Source organism: Ruegeria sp. SATB045, from assembly GCF_059613525.1.
Window position 1 is genome coordinate 264,625 of sequence record NZ_JBXWSR010000037.1, and the last position, 15,758, is coordinate 280,382.

15 protein-coding genes are annotated in these 15,758 nt (G+C 56.9%); 6 read left to right on the forward strand and 9 right to left on the reverse strand.

The genetic code is table 11. The features are described 5' to 3' along the window. Positions 1–94 precede the first annotated feature (94 nt). A complete protein-coding gene (locus tag AC2FNR_RS20970; protein ID WP_496851229.1) occupies positions 95–2,050 on the forward strand; it encodes an AsmA family protein in 1,956 nt (651 codons plus the stop codon). A 35-nt stretch (positions 2,051–2,085) separates the two neighbouring features. Here AC2FNR_RS20970 and AC2FNR_RS20975 read toward each other — a convergent pair whose 3' ends face one another. Genes AC2FNR_RS20975 through AC2FNR_RS20990 form a run of 4 tightly spaced genes read right to left on the reverse strand, consistent with a single transcriptional unit; the run spans position 2,086 to position 6,648 of the window. Continuing rightward, positions 2,086–3,582 carry a phosphomannomutase/phosphoglucomutase gene (locus tag AC2FNR_RS20975; RefSeq protein WP_496851230.1) on the reverse strand — a complete coding sequence of 499 codons (1,497 nt, stop codon included), beginning with the start codon at positions 3,580–3,582 and terminating at the stop codon, positions 2,086–2,088. 15 nt (positions 3,583–3,597) lie between these two features. Continuing rightward, entirely contained in the window at positions 3,598–4,431 is an 834-nt protein-coding gene (gene kdsA / locus AC2FNR_RS20980) for a 3-deoxy-8-phosphooctulonate synthase (RefSeq protein ID WP_496851232.1), read from the reverse strand. A 5-nt stretch (positions 4,432–4,436) separates the two neighbouring features. Beyond that, positions 4,437–6,011: a KpsE/RkpR family capsule polysaccharide export protein gene (locus tag AC2FNR_RS20985; RefSeq protein WP_496851234.1), complete on the reverse strand. Its 1,575-nt coding sequence runs from the start codon at positions 6,009–6,011 to the stop codon at positions 4,437–4,439. Further along, the gene (locus AC2FNR_RS20990) at positions 5,989–6,648 is read right to left on the reverse strand and encodes an ABC transporter ATP-binding protein (protein WP_170352393.1); all 660 of its coding nucleotides are present in this window, start codon (positions 6,646–6,648) and stop codon (positions 5,989–5,991) included. The genes AC2FNR_RS20985 and AC2FNR_RS20990 overlap by 23 nt, the downstream gene beginning before the upstream one ends. Positions 6,649–6,865: 217 nt before the next feature. Between AC2FNR_RS20990 and AC2FNR_RS20995 the strand changes: the two genes are divergently transcribed. Together AC2FNR_RS20995 and AC2FNR_RS21000 are read left to right on the forward strand one after the other, a co-directional pair. After that, positions 6,866–7,453, forward strand: coding sequence for a uracil-DNA glycosylase family protein (locus AC2FNR_RS20995; RefSeq protein WP_353393629.1), 588 nt, complete (start codon positions 6,866–6,868; stop codon positions 7,451–7,453). Continuing rightward, entirely contained in the window at positions 7,446–8,234 is a 789-nt protein-coding gene (locus AC2FNR_RS21000) for an SseB family protein (RefSeq protein WP_496851236.1), read from the forward strand. Before AC2FNR_RS20995 ends, AC2FNR_RS21000 begins: the two co-directional genes overlap by 8 nt. Before the next feature lie 35 nt (positions 8,235–8,269). Here AC2FNR_RS21000 and yghU read toward each other — a convergent pair whose 3' ends face one another. After that, positions 8,270–9,148 carry a glutathione-dependent disulfide-bond oxidoreductase gene (gene yghU / locus AC2FNR_RS21005; protein WP_480867797.1) on the reverse strand — a complete coding sequence of 293 codons (879 nt, stop codon included), beginning with the start codon at positions 9,146–9,148 and terminating at the stop codon, positions 8,270–8,272. 248 nt (positions 9,149–9,396) lie between these two features. Between yghU and AC2FNR_RS21010 the strand changes: the two genes are divergently transcribed. After that, positions 9,397–9,915 carry a YHS domain-containing (seleno)protein gene (locus AC2FNR_RS21010; RefSeq protein WP_496851238.1) on the forward strand — a complete coding sequence of 173 codons (519 nt, stop codon included), beginning with the start codon at positions 9,397–9,399 and terminating at the stop codon, positions 9,913–9,915. Between the two features lie 59 nt (positions 9,916–9,974). Here the strand turns inward: AC2FNR_RS21010 and AC2FNR_RS21015 are convergent, their stop codons facing one another. Both AC2FNR_RS21015 and metF read right to left on the reverse strand, forming a co-directional pair. Next, a complete protein-coding gene (locus AC2FNR_RS21015; RefSeq protein WP_496851240.1) occupies positions 9,975–10,628 on the reverse strand; it encodes a J domain-containing protein in 654 nt (217 codons plus the stop codon). A gap of 163 nt (positions 10,629–10,791) precedes the next feature. Beyond that, the gene (gene metF, locus AC2FNR_RS21020; RefSeq protein WP_170753528.1) at positions 10,792–11,658 is read right to left on the reverse strand and encodes a methylenetetrahydrofolate reductase [NAD(P)H]; all 867 of its coding nucleotides are present in this window, start codon (positions 11,656–11,658) and stop codon (positions 10,792–10,794) included. Between the two features lie 93 nt (positions 11,659–11,751). Here metF and AC2FNR_RS21025 point away from each other — a divergent pair, with 93 nt between their 5' ends. Both AC2FNR_RS21025 and AC2FNR_RS21030 read left to right on the forward strand, forming a co-directional pair. Further along, positions 11,752–12,657 (forward strand): LysR family transcriptional regulator, encoded by a 906-nt coding sequence (locus tag AC2FNR_RS21025; RefSeq protein ID WP_170352400.1) that lies wholly within the window; start codon positions 11,752–11,754, stop codon positions 12,655–12,657. 96 nt (positions 12,658–12,753) lie between these two features. After that, a complete protein-coding gene (locus AC2FNR_RS21030) occupies positions 12,754–13,539 on the forward strand; it encodes an inositol monophosphatase family protein (protein WP_170753297.1) in 786 nt (261 codons plus the stop codon). Between the two features lie 54 nt (positions 13,540–13,593). On the opposite strand, the gene bhcD is transcribed toward AC2FNR_RS21030, so the two are convergent. Further along, positions 13,594–14,577, reverse strand: coding sequence for an iminosuccinate reductase BhcD (gene bhcD, locus AC2FNR_RS21035; protein ID WP_214648659.1), 984 nt, complete (start codon positions 14,575–14,577; stop codon positions 13,594–13,596). A 15-nt stretch (positions 14,578–14,592) separates the two neighbouring features. Next, a complete protein-coding gene (gene bhcC / locus AC2FNR_RS21040; RefSeq protein ID WP_496851242.1) occupies positions 14,593–15,756 on the reverse strand; it encodes a 3-hydroxy-D-aspartate aldolase BhcC in 1,164 nt (387 codons plus the stop codon). Between the last annotated feature and the right edge of the window lie 2 nt (positions 15,757–15,758).

Here is a 15,758-nt window from a genome sequence, read left to right on the forward strand (position 1 = left end):
GCGCGGCATATAGTGGGGAACGCTTCCCCTTGCAAATGCACTGAAGGCCAAGAATGATCATTTCCAAACAAGCCGAAGGGCGGAGAGCAGAAAAATGAAATGGCTGTTGCGCATTGTTTTCCTTTTTATAGCGGTGCTTGGGCTGGTAATCGGCGCTTTGCTACTGATGCCAGGTGACAAGTTGGCATCCATACTGGCTGAGCAGGTCAAAGCGGAAACCGGGCGCGATCTGAACCTGTCGGGCGATGTCCGTTTATCGTTCTGGCCTGTCTTGGGAATGGAAACCGGCCCCGTTGCCTTTGGCAACGCGCCTTGGGCAGGCTCCGATCCGATGCTGAGCGCCCAAAGCCTGGCCGTGGGCGTTGACGCGGCGGCGCTGACGGGGGGCGATTTGCGGATCAAACGGATCATTGCCGAAAACCCGACACTGCGGCTGGAATTGTCGGATGGGCGCGGGAACTGGGAGTTCACTTCGGCAACCCCGACTGAGGGCACCACCAGCGCAGCAGCGACCCCAGCGCAAGGGCAGCAAGGCGCGGTGACATTGGACCGTCTGCAGTTAACGAACGCGCGGCTTGTCTATGTCGAGAATGGTTCCACTCGGTATGATTTCGACAATGTCGATCTGGCCGCAAGTTGGCCGGACCCGAGTGCGCCTATGACCCTCGAAGCCCAAATGACGGTGCCGGGTGGCGCTGTGGACGTCGATCTGACGATTCCTGACCTTCCCGCCTATGCTTCGGGTGTTGCGACGCCTTTGACCGTGACGTTGACCGCACCCGGCGGAGACGTGCGATTTGATGGCCGCGTTAACCTCGCTGGTGAGATGGACGGCAATTTCCACGTCAGAACGCAAAACACCGAGCGGATGCTGGCAGCTTTTGGTCAAGCTGGTGTTGGCGTACCACTGGGGTTGGGGACGGCAGCAGACATATCGGGGCATATGACTTACACGCAGGATGGTCGCATTTCTGTTCGCGATATGGTTGCTCAACTGGACGAAAACCGAGTGACCGGCGAGGCGGATATTCTGATCTCGGATCCTCCACAAATCACGGCGCGGCTGGACGCTGGTGACTTGGACCTGTCGAAATACAACACGGCCCCGGCAGGCCCGTCAGGCGGAACAAGCACAGGTCCGGTTAATGACACTGGGTGGTCCACCGATCCCATCGACGCATCGGCTTTGGCACTGGCGAACGGGAAAATTCGGCTGAAGGCCAGCTCGATTGCGGTTCCGGGACTGACCCTGGGCCCCAGTGATCTGACGCTGAACCTTGATCGGTCGCGCGCAGTTCTGCAGATGAATCCGGCCAGCTTGTTTTCAGGTCAGTTGACCGGGCAGGTCGTAGCCAATAACCGAAGCGGATTGTCGGTCGGCGGTGACCTCAAGGCCGAGGGCATCGACATCGAACAGGCTTTGACTGCGCTTGCAGGTGTCGATCGCCTGTCGGGGACCGGGACAGGTTCGTTCAAGTTCCTCGGTGTCGGCCAAACCGAAGATCAGATCATGCGGTCGCTCAGCGGCGATGGGCGGCTGGATGTTGGCGCCGGGGTCATCAGCGGATTTGATCTGGACCGTCTGATGGGGCGCAGCTCGGAAACGGGTGGGACAACCGTCTTCAACAGCCTTTCAGCAAGTTTCACCTTGGATCAAGGCGTGCTTAGGAACGACGACTTGTTGATGTCACTCAAAAATTTCCGTGCGGATGGTGAGGGGCGTGTGGGCATTGGCGCGCGTGACATTGATTATCTTTTCACCCCTACAGCATTGCAGGCTAACGCAGGTCAGGGGCTTTCGGTACCCGTTCGAATTGTCGGCCCCTGGAGCAATCCATCGATCCAACCTGACCTAAGCAAAGTACTTGAAGCGGCAGCAGAGGGCAAAGTCAAAGAGTTGGAGGATGATGCCAAGCAAAAAGTTCTGGAAAAGGTTGGCGATGAGCTTGGAGTTACGGTGACCGACACGGAAAGCATCGAAGATGCGGTAAAAAACAAGCTGCAGGAAGAGGCTGCAAAAGGGTTATTGAAACTCTTGGGCGCAGATTGAGAGGGCAGGGGGCGTAAAGTGCCCCCCTTGCCGGTTCAGATGGTTTGGTCGTAGTCGCCGACGCCAGGTTCCGTTCGAATAACGGCGTCGATATCAGCGAAAATCGCACGCATCTCTTCTTCGCTTTCGCTGCTTTCGCATACGACAACCAGATTGGGCGTGTTGGACGATGCGCGAACCAATCCCCAGCTGCCATTGTCTAGAATGACACGGGCTCCGTTGACAGTGACCACCTCTTTTATGTTGCGCCCTGCGAAAGTCTCGCCAGCTTCGGATTTGGCGACCAGCTTGTCGACCAGACGCTTTAGGATGTCGTATTTTTCGGTATCCGCCGCGTAGGGTGACATGGTCGGGGTCGACCAAGTCTTGGGGAGGGCCTTGCGTAGATCAGACATGCTTTTGTCGGGGTTTCGATCCATAAGCTTGCAGATCTCAACCGCCACGCGCATCCCGCAATCATAACCACGCCCGATGGGTTCAGCCAAGAAGTAGTGGCCCGACTTTTCGAAACCAGCTAGCGCATTGATTTCCTTAACCCGCCGCTTCATGTGGCTGTGGCCCGTCTTCCAGTAATCCGCTTTGACGCCGTGGGCCTGCAACTCGGGGTCACTGGCAAACAGGCCGGTGGATTTCACATCGGCCACAAAGGTGGAATTCGGGTACAGCTTGGCCAGATCGCGAGCCATGATCACTCCGACCTTGTCGGCAAATATCTCCTCGCCCTCGTCATCTACCACGCCGCAACGATCGCCATCACCGTCAAACCCAAGCGCCATGTCGGCACCGCTGGATTTCACGCTGTCGGCCATGTCGTGCAACATCTCCAAGGCTTCGGGGTTGGGGTTGTAGTTGGGAAAGGTATAATCTAGCCGGTTATGACTGGGTACAATCTCGACCCCCATCCGTTCAAAGACCTCGGGTGCGAAGGCCGACGCAGTTCCATTGCCTGTCGCGCAGACGACTTTAAGCGGGCGGGACATTTTGAAATCGCCGACCAGATCGTCGATATACGCCTCTTTCACCCCGTCGACAAATTCATACGAACCGCCTTCGTGCGGCTGACCTTCGCCGTTCAGAACGATGTCGCGCAGCTCGGACATTTCATCGGGACCATGGGTCAACGGACGCTCAAACCCCATTTTAACCCCTGTCCAGCCGTTCGGGTTGTGGCTGGCCGTGACCATCGCAACCGCAGGCACATCCAGATGGAACTGCGCGAAGTAAGCCATCGGGCTAAGTGCCGGGCCGATATCCTTGACCTGTACCCCCGCCTGCATCAGCCCCAGGATCAGCGCGTTCTTAATCGCAAGAGAGTAGTCTCGATAGTCGTTGCCAACCGCGATCACCGGCGCGATTCCGCGGCGACGCATCTGTGTTCCAAGACCCAGACCCAGCGCTGTCATGCCCGGCAAGTTGATCTCTTCGGGGTATTTCCAACGCGCGTCGTATTCACGAAAACCCGTTGACTTGATCATTGCGTCGCGCAGAAATGTCCAGGTGTTCGGGGTCACCTCGGGGAGTGGTTTGGTCATCAAGAATCTCGGTTGTTAAATCTGAATCGGATTGGCTTTGGCAAGCGTATCAAATCGCATCAATGTATCAATCAGTTGAGGCATCTGATCCAGGTAAATCATATTCGGGCCATCACATGGCGCATTGTCCGGATCCTGATGCGTTTCCATAAAGACGCCGGCAACGCCAACAGCAACGGCCGAACGTGCCATAACAGGCGCAAATTCGCGCTGGCCACCTGATGCGCCGCCCAAACCGCCGGGTTGAGCCACAGTGTGCGTGGCGTCCATGATCACCGGATACCCGGTTCGCGCCATTTCCGGTAGCGATTGCATATCGACCACCAGACGGTTGTAGCCAAAGCTGACGCCACGCTCGGTCAACATGATGTTGTGGTTGTCGGTGCTTTCGATCTTGGCAGCAACATTTTGCATGTCCCAAGGGGCCAGGAACTGTCCTTTCTTGACGTTCACCACCGCGCCTGTTGCGCCTGCCGCCTTAAGCAAGGCAGTCTGGCGACACAGAAACGCAGGGATCTGAAGGATATCGCACACCTCGGCCACTGGGGCGCATTGTTCTTTCTCATGTACATCGGTGGTAACTGGCACCCCGATGCTGTCCTTGACCGATTGCAGAACGGACAACCCCTTTTCCAACCCCAAAGCAGGGGCGGCATTTATCGAGGTGCGGTTGGCCTTGTCGAACGAGCCCTTGAACACATATTGCGCGCCCGCGGTATCGCACGCCTCTTTCATTTTACCGGCGATCATTTGGGCATGATCGGCGCTTTCAAGCTGGCAGGGGCCGGCAATGATTGTCAGAGGCAGATCATTGCCGACCGTGAGATCGGAGATTTTTACATGTTTCATGTGTCTTACGAGGATACCTGTTCACGAAGGACCGACGCGGTAAGCGAGATCAACAGGTAGATACCAGCAAACAACAGGAATGCCAAAATCGTATTTTCGAATTTGCGCGGGTAAGTGGGGTCCTGACTGGGCACAGGATTAACCGAGACTGTCAGATATCTAACCTTACGGTTAGCCTCGGTCCGGGTGGTTTCCATTTGCTGCATAGCGTTTTGCAGCATCATATCCCGGGCAATCAAATCGGCCTGAGCCATTTGAAGGCGCACGCTAAGCTGGGCAAGCGAATTTTCGCCTGCCGAGACATCCAGCATCTGTGCATTAAGCTCATCCAGGACTTGTTCAAGACGACGGATATCTGCACGCGCGCCATCGACCTTGGCTTGGTTGGGCCGCAGGTTGTCCAGCAAAGCAGCCAATTGCAGTTCTTTGTCTTGAATCTCGGTTTCCAGCGCGTTGATGCGCCCGCGCAGACCAGCGATCACGTTTTCAGGGTCCAGCAAAGCACCTTGCAACTGCAACTCGATCAAGTCTTCCTGCGCTTTTCGGCGCTCGGCCTGGGCCAACTCGAATCCGGCGCGGGCCTCGCGCATCTGGTCTTCGCGTTTCAACTCGGTCAGTCCGTTGATCGTTTCTTCAGCATAGGACAACAAGCGCTCGGACAGACCGACGGAAAGCTCGGCCGATGGGGCGGCAACCTCCATCCGTATGATCCCGTCGCTTGGGTCATATCCGATCGTTATCATCCGTTTGAACAGCTTGTAGGTTTCTTCCAGACTGGCATCAGGCGACAGGCGCTGAATTGGATCAATCCACTCCTGTTTGAAGATTTCGGCGAAGCCCATGTCCCGATCCAACCGAAGAAGGGCATCTTTGGATTCCAGGAACTCCTGCGTCGCCACCGAGTCCTGCGCTGTGGCATATTGCGTACCGGCCAAAAACCCACGGAACGATGCGCCCCCGCCATCGGCCTGAAGAATCGAGAAAGCCGAATCGCTGGCATACATTGGGGTCGCGTAGCGATAGAAATAGGTGCCCACGATTAGCGTCGGAAGCAGAACAAATGCAGCGAGGCGCGCGAACAATGCCATCAGCTTGCGCCTGCGTCTGCGAGCAATGTCCCTTTGGATCTCCTTGATCTCAATCTCGCGACGCTCTGCCGGGTTCATTTCGGGGCCAGGCAGGGTTTGAGCGGCTTCAGAAAACGTTTGGGGCAGTTGGATGGTGATTTTGTCCTTGGTCTCACCCTCAGTGCGTTTCTTCTCAGCGGCTAGATCTAAAAGGTTAGCCCGCTCAAACGGGTCGATACCTTTTTTCCGCAAAAGACGTACGGCATCATAATCCGAGGTCGCGGCAAGCCCGTTTTTCTGAGCAAGACGTCGTGCTACCCTAAGCTGCCGTCCGGTCAGCCCTTCGCGTTTGATCTCGTCGATTTCAGTAGCAGTCTGCGACTCGTTTGCGGCGGCCGGAGCCTGCGTTGCCTTGCGAATACGCGAGATCGCCTCAGCGCGCGCTTCAGGGTCGCCAGAGCCTTTGCGCTTGCGGCGCAGGTTGTAGATGCTAGCCTTGGGTTTGGTAGTCATATAGCTGCTTAGCCTCTTCCAAGGTGTCAAACATGTAAAGCTGACCGTCCACGAGAACGGCAGCCTGACGGGCGAATTTTTCCAGCACTGCAGGGCTGTGGGATACGATGACCAACGTGGTCGTGCGCAACCTTTCCCTCAGAATGTCACCGGCTTTCCTGTTGAATTCGACATCCGTGGTGGCGGGCATGCCTTCGTCAATCAGATACATGTCGAAATCAAGTGCCAGCATCAAGGCAAAGGTGAAACGGGCCTTCATGCCCGATGAATACGTGGCCATTGGCTGGTCAAAATACTCGCCCAGATTGCACAGCCATTTACAATAGGCTTCGACGTAATCGGGATCCATGCCATAGATTTTCGCGATATATCGCGCGTTTTCCAGTGCCGAAAGCTTGTTCGCAACGCCACCAGTGAACCCCATCGGAAACGAAATCCGGCAGGACTTGCGGATCACGCCTTCATCCGGTTTCTCTAACCCGGCCATCATGTTGATCAGTGTTGTTTTGCCAGTGCCGTTCGGGGCAAGCACGCCCAGAGATTTTCCAAGCTCAACCCTGAACGACACCCGGTCCAGGATCACCTTGCGGCGCGTCCCGGTCCAGAAAGACTTACTGACGTTCTCAAACTCAAGCATACTGGGCCTGCTACATATGTCTTTTTATTGCACCGACCAAGCCGGTGATGCCGCGTTCACGCGTGCTGCATTATGTCGAAAAATGAGGGGGGGGATCAATGCGTTCGCTTGCATGCTGTTGCTATTGTGACTTTTCCATCTGTTGGCGTCCAAAGGCGCGTTGTCTATCCTTTGATCTAACCGTCACTCATTTTGATGCAGGAAACCTTGCGATCTGATGAATACACTCGAGAAAGACATCGCAGCCTGCAGGATCTGCGCCGATAGGTTTGCCGACACGCACACTGCGCACGAACCTCGACCGGTGGTCTGGTTCCGCAAAGGAACTTCGGTTCTGATTGCAGGGCAGGCACCCGGCGCACGCGTTCACGAATCCGGTCGCCCTTTTACCGACCCCTCCGGGGATCGCCTGCGGGATTGGTTGGGGCTTGATGAACCGACATTCTATGACCGCTCAAAGGTGTCGATTGTGCCAATGGCATTCTGCTTTCCCGGATATGATGTGCGCAAAGCCGATCTGCCTCCACCGCCGATCTGCGGGCAAACCTGGCACGACCGGGTGATGCAAGCGCTGGGCGAAATGCCGTTAACGGTTCTGGTCGGGGGCCATGCGCAAAAATATCACCTGGGCACAAAAAGCTCGGTGACGGAAACGGTGCGCAACTGGCGGGACCATGCGCCGCGCGTCTTTGCCTTGCCTCATCCGTCTTGGCGGAATACGGCATGGATGAAGAAAAACCCCTGGTTCGAGGCCGACCTTCTGCCGGTCTTGCGTGCGCGGGTGCAAGAGGTTCTGAATGACTGACACAACAGCTCTGGATGCCGCCCATTCCGCGATGGAGGCTGCCCCACTGGACGATGCTGCCCGACTGCGCTTTTTTGAACGGCTAGCGGATAGCGAGTTGTTTCTTTTGCTGACCGAAGAGGCGAAAGACGAAAACATCTCGCCCGAATTGTTCGATGTGGCTGACGGCCGGTTTGTTCTGGCCTTCGATCGGGAAGATCGGCTTGCCCGATTTGCGGAACGCCCGGTGCCTTATGTTGCTTTGTCGGGGCGGATTTTGTCCAACATGCTGGCCGGTCAGGGGATTGGTCTGGGTCTGAACCTTGAGGTCGCGCCATCGTCCATGCTGATCCCGTCCGAGGCCCTTGGATGGTTGGCTACGACTTTGCAGCACGCGCCAGAGGAAGTGCAGCAACACCTGTCCGAGTTCCTACCCCCCGTTGGGTTGCCCGAAGATCTGTTAACGGCCCTGGACGCCAAACTGGCAACGGCCGTAGGTCTGGCGCAGGCGGCATATCTGGTCGGCACAAAGACGTCTGAGGGTGGCACAGGTCATCTGCTGGGCTTTGTCGGAGCGGTGAGCGGGGCTGAGGCTGCGCTGGCCAAAGCTGCGTCCGAAGCGTTGATCTTTTCGGGTATCGAAGCTGGGGCCATGGATGTCGGTTTTTTTTCAGCGCACGACTCAGCTGCCGCAGCGTTGGCGCGCGTTGGGCTAAGGTTCGATTTGCCCCAGCCCGAGACGTCCGAATATGCGCAGATAGCACCGGGCAGCGACCCGGATAAACCACCAATTCTGCAATAATAAGGCCCCGCAGATTAAGCTGCGAGGCCCATGCGTTACTCCGCTGCAGGTTCCAGCTTGTCCTGAGTGCGGGTTTCAAAGTCGCTGGCCTCGTGGCGTTCGTGAAGCTGCATGTGCTTTTCACCGAAGGGACGGTTGACCATGCGACCGCGCAGTACTGCGGGGCGTTCGTCGACTGCTTTGGCCCAACGCATAACGTTCTTATAGGATTCGACGTCCAGAAACTCGGCGGCGTCATACAGACGTCCCAGAACCAACTGACCGTACCAGGGCCAGATGGCCATGTCGGCAATGCTGTAATCGTTGCCTGCAATATAGGCATTTTCCGCCAGTTGCTTGTCCAGAACGTCTAACTGGCGCTTGGTTTCCATTGCAAACCGGTTGATCGGGTATTCCCATTTCTCGGGCGCATACGCATAGAAATGGCCGAACCCGCCGCCCAGATAAGGTGCGCTGCCCATCTGCCAGAATACCCAGTTCATCACCTCAGTCCGTTCGGGACCGGATTTCGGCAGAAAGGCGTCGAATTTCTCGGCCAAATGAAACAGGATCGAGGCGCTTTCGAACACGCGCACAGGTTCATCCCCCGACCGGTCCCAAAGCGCGGGTATCTTTGAGTTCGGGTTTGCCCCGACAAAGCCCGAACTGAATTGATCGCCCTCGCCGATATTGATCAGCCAGGCGTTATATTCGGCCTCTTCATGGCCAAGGGCCAACAGTTCTTCCAGCATCACCGTGACTTTGACACCGTTTGGCGTTGCCAGCGAATACAACTGGAACGGATGGCGTCCTACAGGCAGGTCTTTGTCGTGCGTCGCGCCGGAAATGGGGCGGTTGATATTGGCGAATTGTCCGCCATTCTGACTGTCCCAAGTCCAAACCTTTGGCGGGGTATAGGTCGATTGCTCGCTCATTTCTTGCCTTCCTCAGCAAATCTGGTGTGCATTGTCTGTCCGCAGCAACAGCTAATATTGCAAAGCGCCGAGTCCAACCCCGCATCTGTGGTTCATTTTGTAACATTCGGCGCCAATACTCTCACGTTTCTTCATCGGACGTCACAGCGCCGCGAGCAGGACTGCTCTGAGCCCTGAAATCGCTTATTGTCTGGTCAGACCCGGAATGCGGGTGACCTTGAAACCTAAGGACAAGAGGATTGACCTATATGAAACGTTTTGCCCTGACCCTTGCAGCAACGCTGGCATTCGCTGTTCCGGCATTCGCTGGTGATCAGTATGTTGATGGAACCGGTTATGCTGTTTCAGGCTATGATGTTGTGGCCTATCGCAGCCTGGATCAGTCACCGGTTGGTAAGGCGCAGCCGGCGGGCGTTCGTGGGCGTTCCGACAACACCGCTGAATACAATGGCGCAACCTGGGCATTCTCGACCGAAGAAAACCGCGACAAGTTTTTGGAGAACCCCGCGTACTACGCGCCGCAGTATGATGGCCATTGCGCCTATGGCGTGTCACGTGGCGGCAAGGTTCCGGCCAACCCGAACCTGTGGCGCATCGTTGATGACAAGCTGTACCTGAACATCACGGACGTGGTTGTTGGATTCTTCGAGGAAGATATCCCGGGTAACATCAATCTGGCGGAAGGTAACTGGCCGGGTATCGAGCCTGCGAAAGCTTCGACCGCAGTTATCCCGAAATTTACCTCGGACGCTCCGATTTCCAACTAAATGGAATCCGACAAACGAAAACCCGGCTGGTATCAGCCGGGTTTTTTGCATTTCAGGCCTCAGCTTGCCAGTTCAAAGGCATCCTGCAGGGCCTGATCCGCATCGAACCGTATGCGAACACTTTTGGCGCCAGGAAACTTTCGGGCCATGATCGCGTCAGGGACAACGACTTCGCCGGCACCTGCGTTCTTGGATTGGAAATTCAAAACTTCGGTTTCCGTTTTGCGAAACCCAGCCAGAACAGATGTGGGCAAAGCAACGCGGTTCGCACCTTTGCAGACCGGAGACTTCACGAAGTATATCAGATTACGACCAAAACACTCGATAGCGCTGGGGATGTGGTCCGAGTCAGCAACGATTTGGTCGGCACCGTCAGTTGGCGCAGTTTTGCCAGAATGGGCCAACGCCCGAGCAAGCAGATCACGACAGGCGCTGACTTCGGTGTCTTTCAACCGGATCACGCGTTTGCGCAGCTTGGGCCTTTTGGGCTTGCCATGCATCGAGCTCTTGGTGGTCAGCCCCTCTTGCCGCAGAAGATCATAAGCGTCTTTGGCGCGGACAAAATCCGAGCAATCATTGTCAGCGCGGTCAGGATGTGCGCTGAAGGCAATCTTGCGCCAAGCGTTGCGGATGTCGTCGGAACTGGCACTGTGGTCCAGCCCAAGCGCATACAAAGCATCTGTCCGCGCCTTGATCTTTTCAACTGCTTCCATACCCAAATCACTCACTAAACAACAACATGCCCTAGTGTTGTGACGGTCGCAATTTTGTCAAATTTGGTGAGTTTTTAGGGGGTATGTGGGAACAATTTCGAGATAACTATTTTGATTGTTCCCACTATTGCGTCTGATTGGCCAGGTATCGTCCGGCCTTTCGTTAGGCCACGTTCTGCAACGAGGGCTTTGGTGTGATCCCAAGAGCAAAGCAGACATCGCGCGTCAGTTCTGGCCGGTTCAGTGTATAGAAATGCAGTTTGTCCACACCGCCTTCTATAAGGTCCGAGCACAGCTCGGTGCACAATGCAGTAGCCAGCAAATCCTCGCGGTCATCCCGGAGGGCCTTGTCAAATGCCTGCTCGATCCAGCCGGGAATGCGTGTACCACAACGTTTGGCAAAGTTGCGCGCGCCTTTCCAGTTCTCGATTGGCAGGATGCCCGGCACGATGGGCTTGTCGATCCCGGCCTTTTCGCAGGCGTCGCGGAAGCGGAAAAAAGTCTCGGCCTCAAAGAAGAACTGCGTCAGCGCTTCGTCTGCGCCAGCGTCCAGCTTGGCTTTCAACCAGTCGATATCAGTGCGAGCGCATTGCGCTTCGGGGTGGATGTCTGGATAGGCGCCCACGCGGATGTTGAACGCGCCGGTGTCTGAAAGCGCTTCGATCAGTTCGACCGAATTGGCGAACCCGTCTGGATGAGGGACGAACCGGTCCTGTCCTTTGGGGGGGTCGCCACGCAGTGCCACGATGTCTTTCACACCTGCCTTGGCGAAGGAATCTGCTATTTGCAGGGTCTCAGCGCGGGTCGCATCGACGCACGTCAAATGCGCGGCCACGGGAAGACCCGAAGACTTGTGCAAAGTCGCCACCGCATCGCGGGTCAATTCCCGCGTGGTGCCACCAGCACCATAGGTGACTGACACAAAGCGCGGGTCCAGCGGAGCCAGCGTCTGCACGGTGTCCCACAGGCGGAACGAGGCCTCGAGCGTTTGGGGCGGGAAGAATTCGAATGAAATCTCAGGTTGTGTCATCTCGGCCTCGTAAATACTGGTTGCAGGCCTTGTGCCATGACCTGCATTGTGAGACAAACTCATATTCCTCAAGAACAACATGAGTTCCATTGAATGCATATCGAATTCCGGCACCTGCGCACGATCAAGGCGATCCATGAATGCGGCGGCCTGGCCCGCGCGGCGGATCAGCTGAACATCACCCAATCGGCGTTGAGTCATCAGATCAAAGGGCTTGAGGATCAGGCCGGGGTTGAGCTGTTCCTGCGTCGCTCCAAACCGATGAAGCTGTCGGCGGCGGGGTTGCGCCTGTTGCGGCTGGCCGAACAGATACTACCGCAGGTCGAAGCGACGCAGCACGAATTTTCTTCCCTGCGTGACGGGCGCACGGGCCGGATGCATATCGCGATCGAGTGCCATGCCTGTTTCGAATGGCTGTTTCCGGTGCTGGAGGCGTTCCGGAAATCCTGGGGCGATGTGGATGTCGATATCCGCCCCGGTCTGGCGTTTGACGCCTTGCCCGCGCTGCAGAAGGAAGAGGTTGATCTGGTGGTGTCATCTGACCCAGAAGACTTACCGGGGGTCGAGTTCATCAAGCTTTTCGACTATGACGCGGTGTTCGTTGCGGCCTCGGCCCACCCATTGGCACAAAAGGATTTCATTGAGGCCGAGGATTTCCGCGGTCAGACTCTGATCACCTATCCGGTCGAACGCACGCGTTTGGACGTGTTCAGCCAGTTGCTGATCCCGGCGCGAGTGGAACCGGCGGCCATCCGGCAGGTGGAGCTGACAGCAGTTATCCTGTTGCTGGTCGCTTCGAACCGGGGGATTTCGGTCCTGCCCGACTGGGTGGTGCGCGAGGTCAAGTATAACTCGGACTATGTGACCCGGCCACTGACCAAGGACGGGATCACCCGCAGTCTGTATGCGGCGGTGCGGTCCGAGGACCTTGAAAAACCCTATGTGCAGGAACTGATCGAACTGGCCGGGACCGAGGCGCGCAAGCTGCAATCGCAATAGGCGCGAAACGCGGGGCTGCTATGCGCATCAAGCCTCTTGGCAAGGGCGCATTGCATCAGTATACGCGCGGTTTGACCGAACAGGAGCCTTGGGACAATGGTAGGCAGTGCAAACCTCAACATCATGATCAAAGCCGCGCGCAAGGCGGGGCGGTCTCTGGTCAAGGATTTCCGCGAAGTCGAGAACCTGCAGGTCTCGATGAAAGGTGCGGGTGACTTTGTCTCCAAGGCCGACATCGCCGCCGAGGCGATCCTGAAAGAGGAACTGCTGGGTGCGCGCCCGACCTATGGCTGGCTGGGTGAAGAAGGCGGCGGGCAGGCGGGTGAAGACCCAACGCGCCGCTGGATTGTCGACCCGCTGGACGGCACCACGAACTTTCTGCACGGGCTGCCGCATTGGGCGATTTCGATCGCTCTGGAACACAAGGGCAAGATCGTTTCGGGCGTGATCTATGACCCTGCCAAGGACGAGATGTTCTTTGCCGAAAAGGGCGAAGGCGCGTGGATGAACGACACCCGCATCCGCGTTTCGGGCCGTCACCGTATGATCGAATCGATCTTTGCGACCGGTTTGCCTTTTGGTGGCCGTTCCGACCTGCCTGCTACCTTGCAGGATCTGGCTCGTATCATGCCCACCTGCGCTGGCGTGCGCCGTTGGGGATCGGCAGCGCTGGATTTGGCTTATGTCGCTGCAGGGCGTTACGAAGGCTATTGGGAGCGTCGACTGAACGCGTGGGACGTGGCAGCCGGGATCATCATCGTGAAAGAGGCTGGCGGATTTGTGCAAGCCATCAATCCAGAAGGCAGTGTCTTGGAGGATGGTGAGGTTATCTGTTCGAATGAGCCGATCTTTGACCAGTTCTCGAAGGTGATCCGGGGCTGATTTTCTTAAGCCAGTGCCGAACAAGCGCGCCCCGTACAAGGCGCGCTTTTTTGTTTATAACGCAATGCGTTGGGCTAACCCGCAGTCTTCAGCCAGCCGTGCGGCGACGGATGCGACCGCCAGGTCCTGCAGGCCGACGCCTGTTCCATCGAACAAGGTGATCTGATCCGCCGAAACCCGGCCAGGATGAACGCCATTGATCACAGCGCCGATGGGCGTAATAGCCTTCTCTGTAAGAGCCCCGTTGCCAACGGCGTGCTGCGCTTCACCAATCGAGACGGATTGCGCCACCTCATCCGTAAAGACCGAGGCCGCAGAGACCAGTGCCGGGTCGACTTCTTGCTTTCCTTTGGTGTCGGTGCCCATACAGGCCAGATGGGTGCCGGGTTCGATCCACTCCTTCATCAGCAAGGGCTCGAAAGCCGAGGTGATGGTGATGATCACGTCCGCCTGTGCGCCCAACTCCTGTGGGCTGACGCTTTCGAATTCCAACCCGATCTCGTCAGCGACGGAGGCCAATCGAGGCAGCATGTCCGGATGTGGATTCCACGCCACGACCTTTTCGAACGCGCGTTGCTCGGCGGCTGCGCGCAGTTGAAAGGTGGATTGATGGCCAGCCCCGACCATGCCCAGAACCTTGGCGTCCTTACGGGCCAGATAAGCGATGGACACAGCAGATGACGCCGCAGTGCGCACCGCCGTCAGATAGTTGCCGCCAACCAGTGCCGACAGCCGACCCGTGTCCGGGTCGAACAGGAACACTGTGGATTGATGGTTGGTCAGGCCGCGATCTGTATTCCCTGGCCAATACCCACCGGACTTCACGCCCAGCACTTGCCCTTCGCGGTCGAACCCTGACTTGAACCCATAAATCGCATCTGCGTGGCCCAAAGCCTCGCGGATCACGGGAAAGTTTCGCGCCCCGCCGCTGGCCATGGCGCCGAAGACGGCCTCGACAGCATCAAATGCTTGTTGACGGCCCACGAGTTGGGCACATAAATCCTCGGTCACGATCAGCGGTCCGTCTTGAGTAATCATGGCATCCCTCATCGCTTAATACGCCTTTCCGCGCGCCGACACTGGCCACAACGCTTCGACTTTGCCGCCGCGTACGCCGACATACCAGTCATGGACATTGCAAGTGGGGTCGCAGTGACCAGGCACCAGCCGTAGCTTGTCATTGACTTTCAAAACCCCGTCCGGGTCGCCAATCACGCCATGTTCGTCCGAACATTTGAGGTATTCCACGTCGTCACGCCCATATACGAAGGGCAGGCCGCTATCGACAGACTGGGCTTTTAGACCCGCATCGCAGACCGCAATATCAGGTTTGGAATGGCTCATGACACTGGTCAGAATGAACAGCGCGTTCTCCCATTCACCTTGGTCAATCCGGTTGCCGTCCTTGTCCAGAATGCGTCCGTAATCAGCATCCATGAACGCGTAAGACCCGCATTGCAATTCATTGTAAACGCCTGACTCGCTTTCAAAATAGTACGACCCAGTTCCCCCGCCCGAGACCAGTTCGCAGTCTATCCCTTCCGCTTTCAAACCGTCGACCGCGTCTTTGACCATCGCGATGGCGACGTCCAGTTTTTCCTTGCGGGCTTCATAACTGTCCATGTGCTGCATCGCACCCTGATAGGCCTGTATTCCTGTGAACTTAAGATTTGCGGCGGCGTGAACCGCTTGGGCGATTTCAACGACTGCTGCGGTCGAGGTCACGCCGCAACGTCCTGCGCCGCAGTCGATTTCGACAAAAACCTCCAACTCGACGCCGTGCCGCGTGGCTGCCGACGACAGCTCGGCGACGTTGTCCACGTCATCTACGCAGACGATTGTGCGCGCACCCAGTTTGGGCAGACGCGCCAAGCGATCGATCTTGGCTGGGTCGCGCACCTGATTGGATACGAGGATGTCTTTGATACCACCACGGGCAAAGACTTCGGCCTCGGACACTTTCTGACAGCACACGCCGACCGCGCCACCCAGTTCTTCTTGTAGCTTGGCTACGTCCACGGATTTGTGCATTTTGCCATGCACCCTATGCCGCATCCCGTGCGCTTTGGCGTAGTCACCCATCTTCTTGATATTTCGTTCAAGCGCATCAAGGTCCAGGATTAGGCTTGGCGTCTGGATATCGCGTTCGTCCATCCCAATGGCGGCAGGGATGTCGAAGCCGATCTCGAGATCGTCAAATTTCGCGGATTTGTTCATAT

Coding starts and splice junctions, on each gene's coding strand:
- AC2FNR_RS20975 (WP_496851230.1), bottom strand. CDS start 3,582: ATGACCAAACCACTCCCCGAGGTGACCCCGAACACCTGGACATTTCTG.
- bhcC (WP_496851242.1), bottom strand. CDS start 15,756: ATGAACAAATCCGCGAAATTTGACGATCTCGAGATCGGCTTCGACATC.
- AC2FNR_RS20970 (WP_496851229.1), top strand. CDS start 95: ATGAAATGGCTGTTGCGCATTGTTTTCCTTTTTATAGCGGTGCTTGGG.
- kdsA (WP_496851232.1), bottom strand. CDS start 4,431: ATGAAACATGTAAAAATCTCCGATCTCACGGTCGGCAATGATCTGCCT.
- AC2FNR_RS21010 (WP_496851238.1), top strand. CDS start 9,397: ATGAAACGTTTTGCCCTGACCCTTGCAGCAACGCTGGCATTCGCTGTT.
- AC2FNR_RS20990 (WP_170352393.1), bottom strand. CDS start 6,648: ATGCTTGAGTTTGAGAACGTCAGTAAGTCTTTCTGGACCGGGACGCGC.
- yghU (WP_480867797.1), bottom strand. CDS start 9,148: ATGAGCGAGCAATCGACCTATACCCCGCCAAAGGTTTGGACTTGGGAC.
- AC2FNR_RS20995 (WP_353393629.1), top strand. CDS start 6,866: ATGAATACACTCGAGAAAGACATCGCAGCCTGCAGGATCTGCGCCGAT.
- AC2FNR_RS20985 (WP_496851234.1), bottom strand. CDS start 6,011: ATGACTACCAAACCCAAGGCTAGCATCTACAACCTGCGCCGCAAGCGC.
- metF (WP_170753528.1), bottom strand. CDS start 11,658: ATGACACAACCTGAGATTTCATTCGAATTCTTCCCGCCCCAAACGCTC.
- AC2FNR_RS21000 (WP_496851236.1), top strand. CDS start 7,446: ATGACTGACACAACAGCTCTGGATGCCGCCCATTCCGCGATGGAGGCT.
- bhcD (WP_214648659.1), bottom strand. CDS start 14,577: ATGATTACTCAAGACGGACCGCTGATCGTGACCGAGGATTTATGTGCC.
- AC2FNR_RS21025 (WP_170352400.1), top strand. CDS start 11,752: ATGCATATCGAATTCCGGCACCTGCGCACGATCAAGGCGATCCATGAA.
- AC2FNR_RS21030 (WP_170753297.1), top strand. CDS start 12,754: ATGGTAGGCAGTGCAAACCTCAACATCATGATCAAAGCCGCGCGCAAG.
- AC2FNR_RS21015 (WP_496851240.1), bottom strand. CDS start 10,628: ATGGAAGCAGTTGAAAAGATCAAGGCGCGGACAGATGCTTTGTATGCG.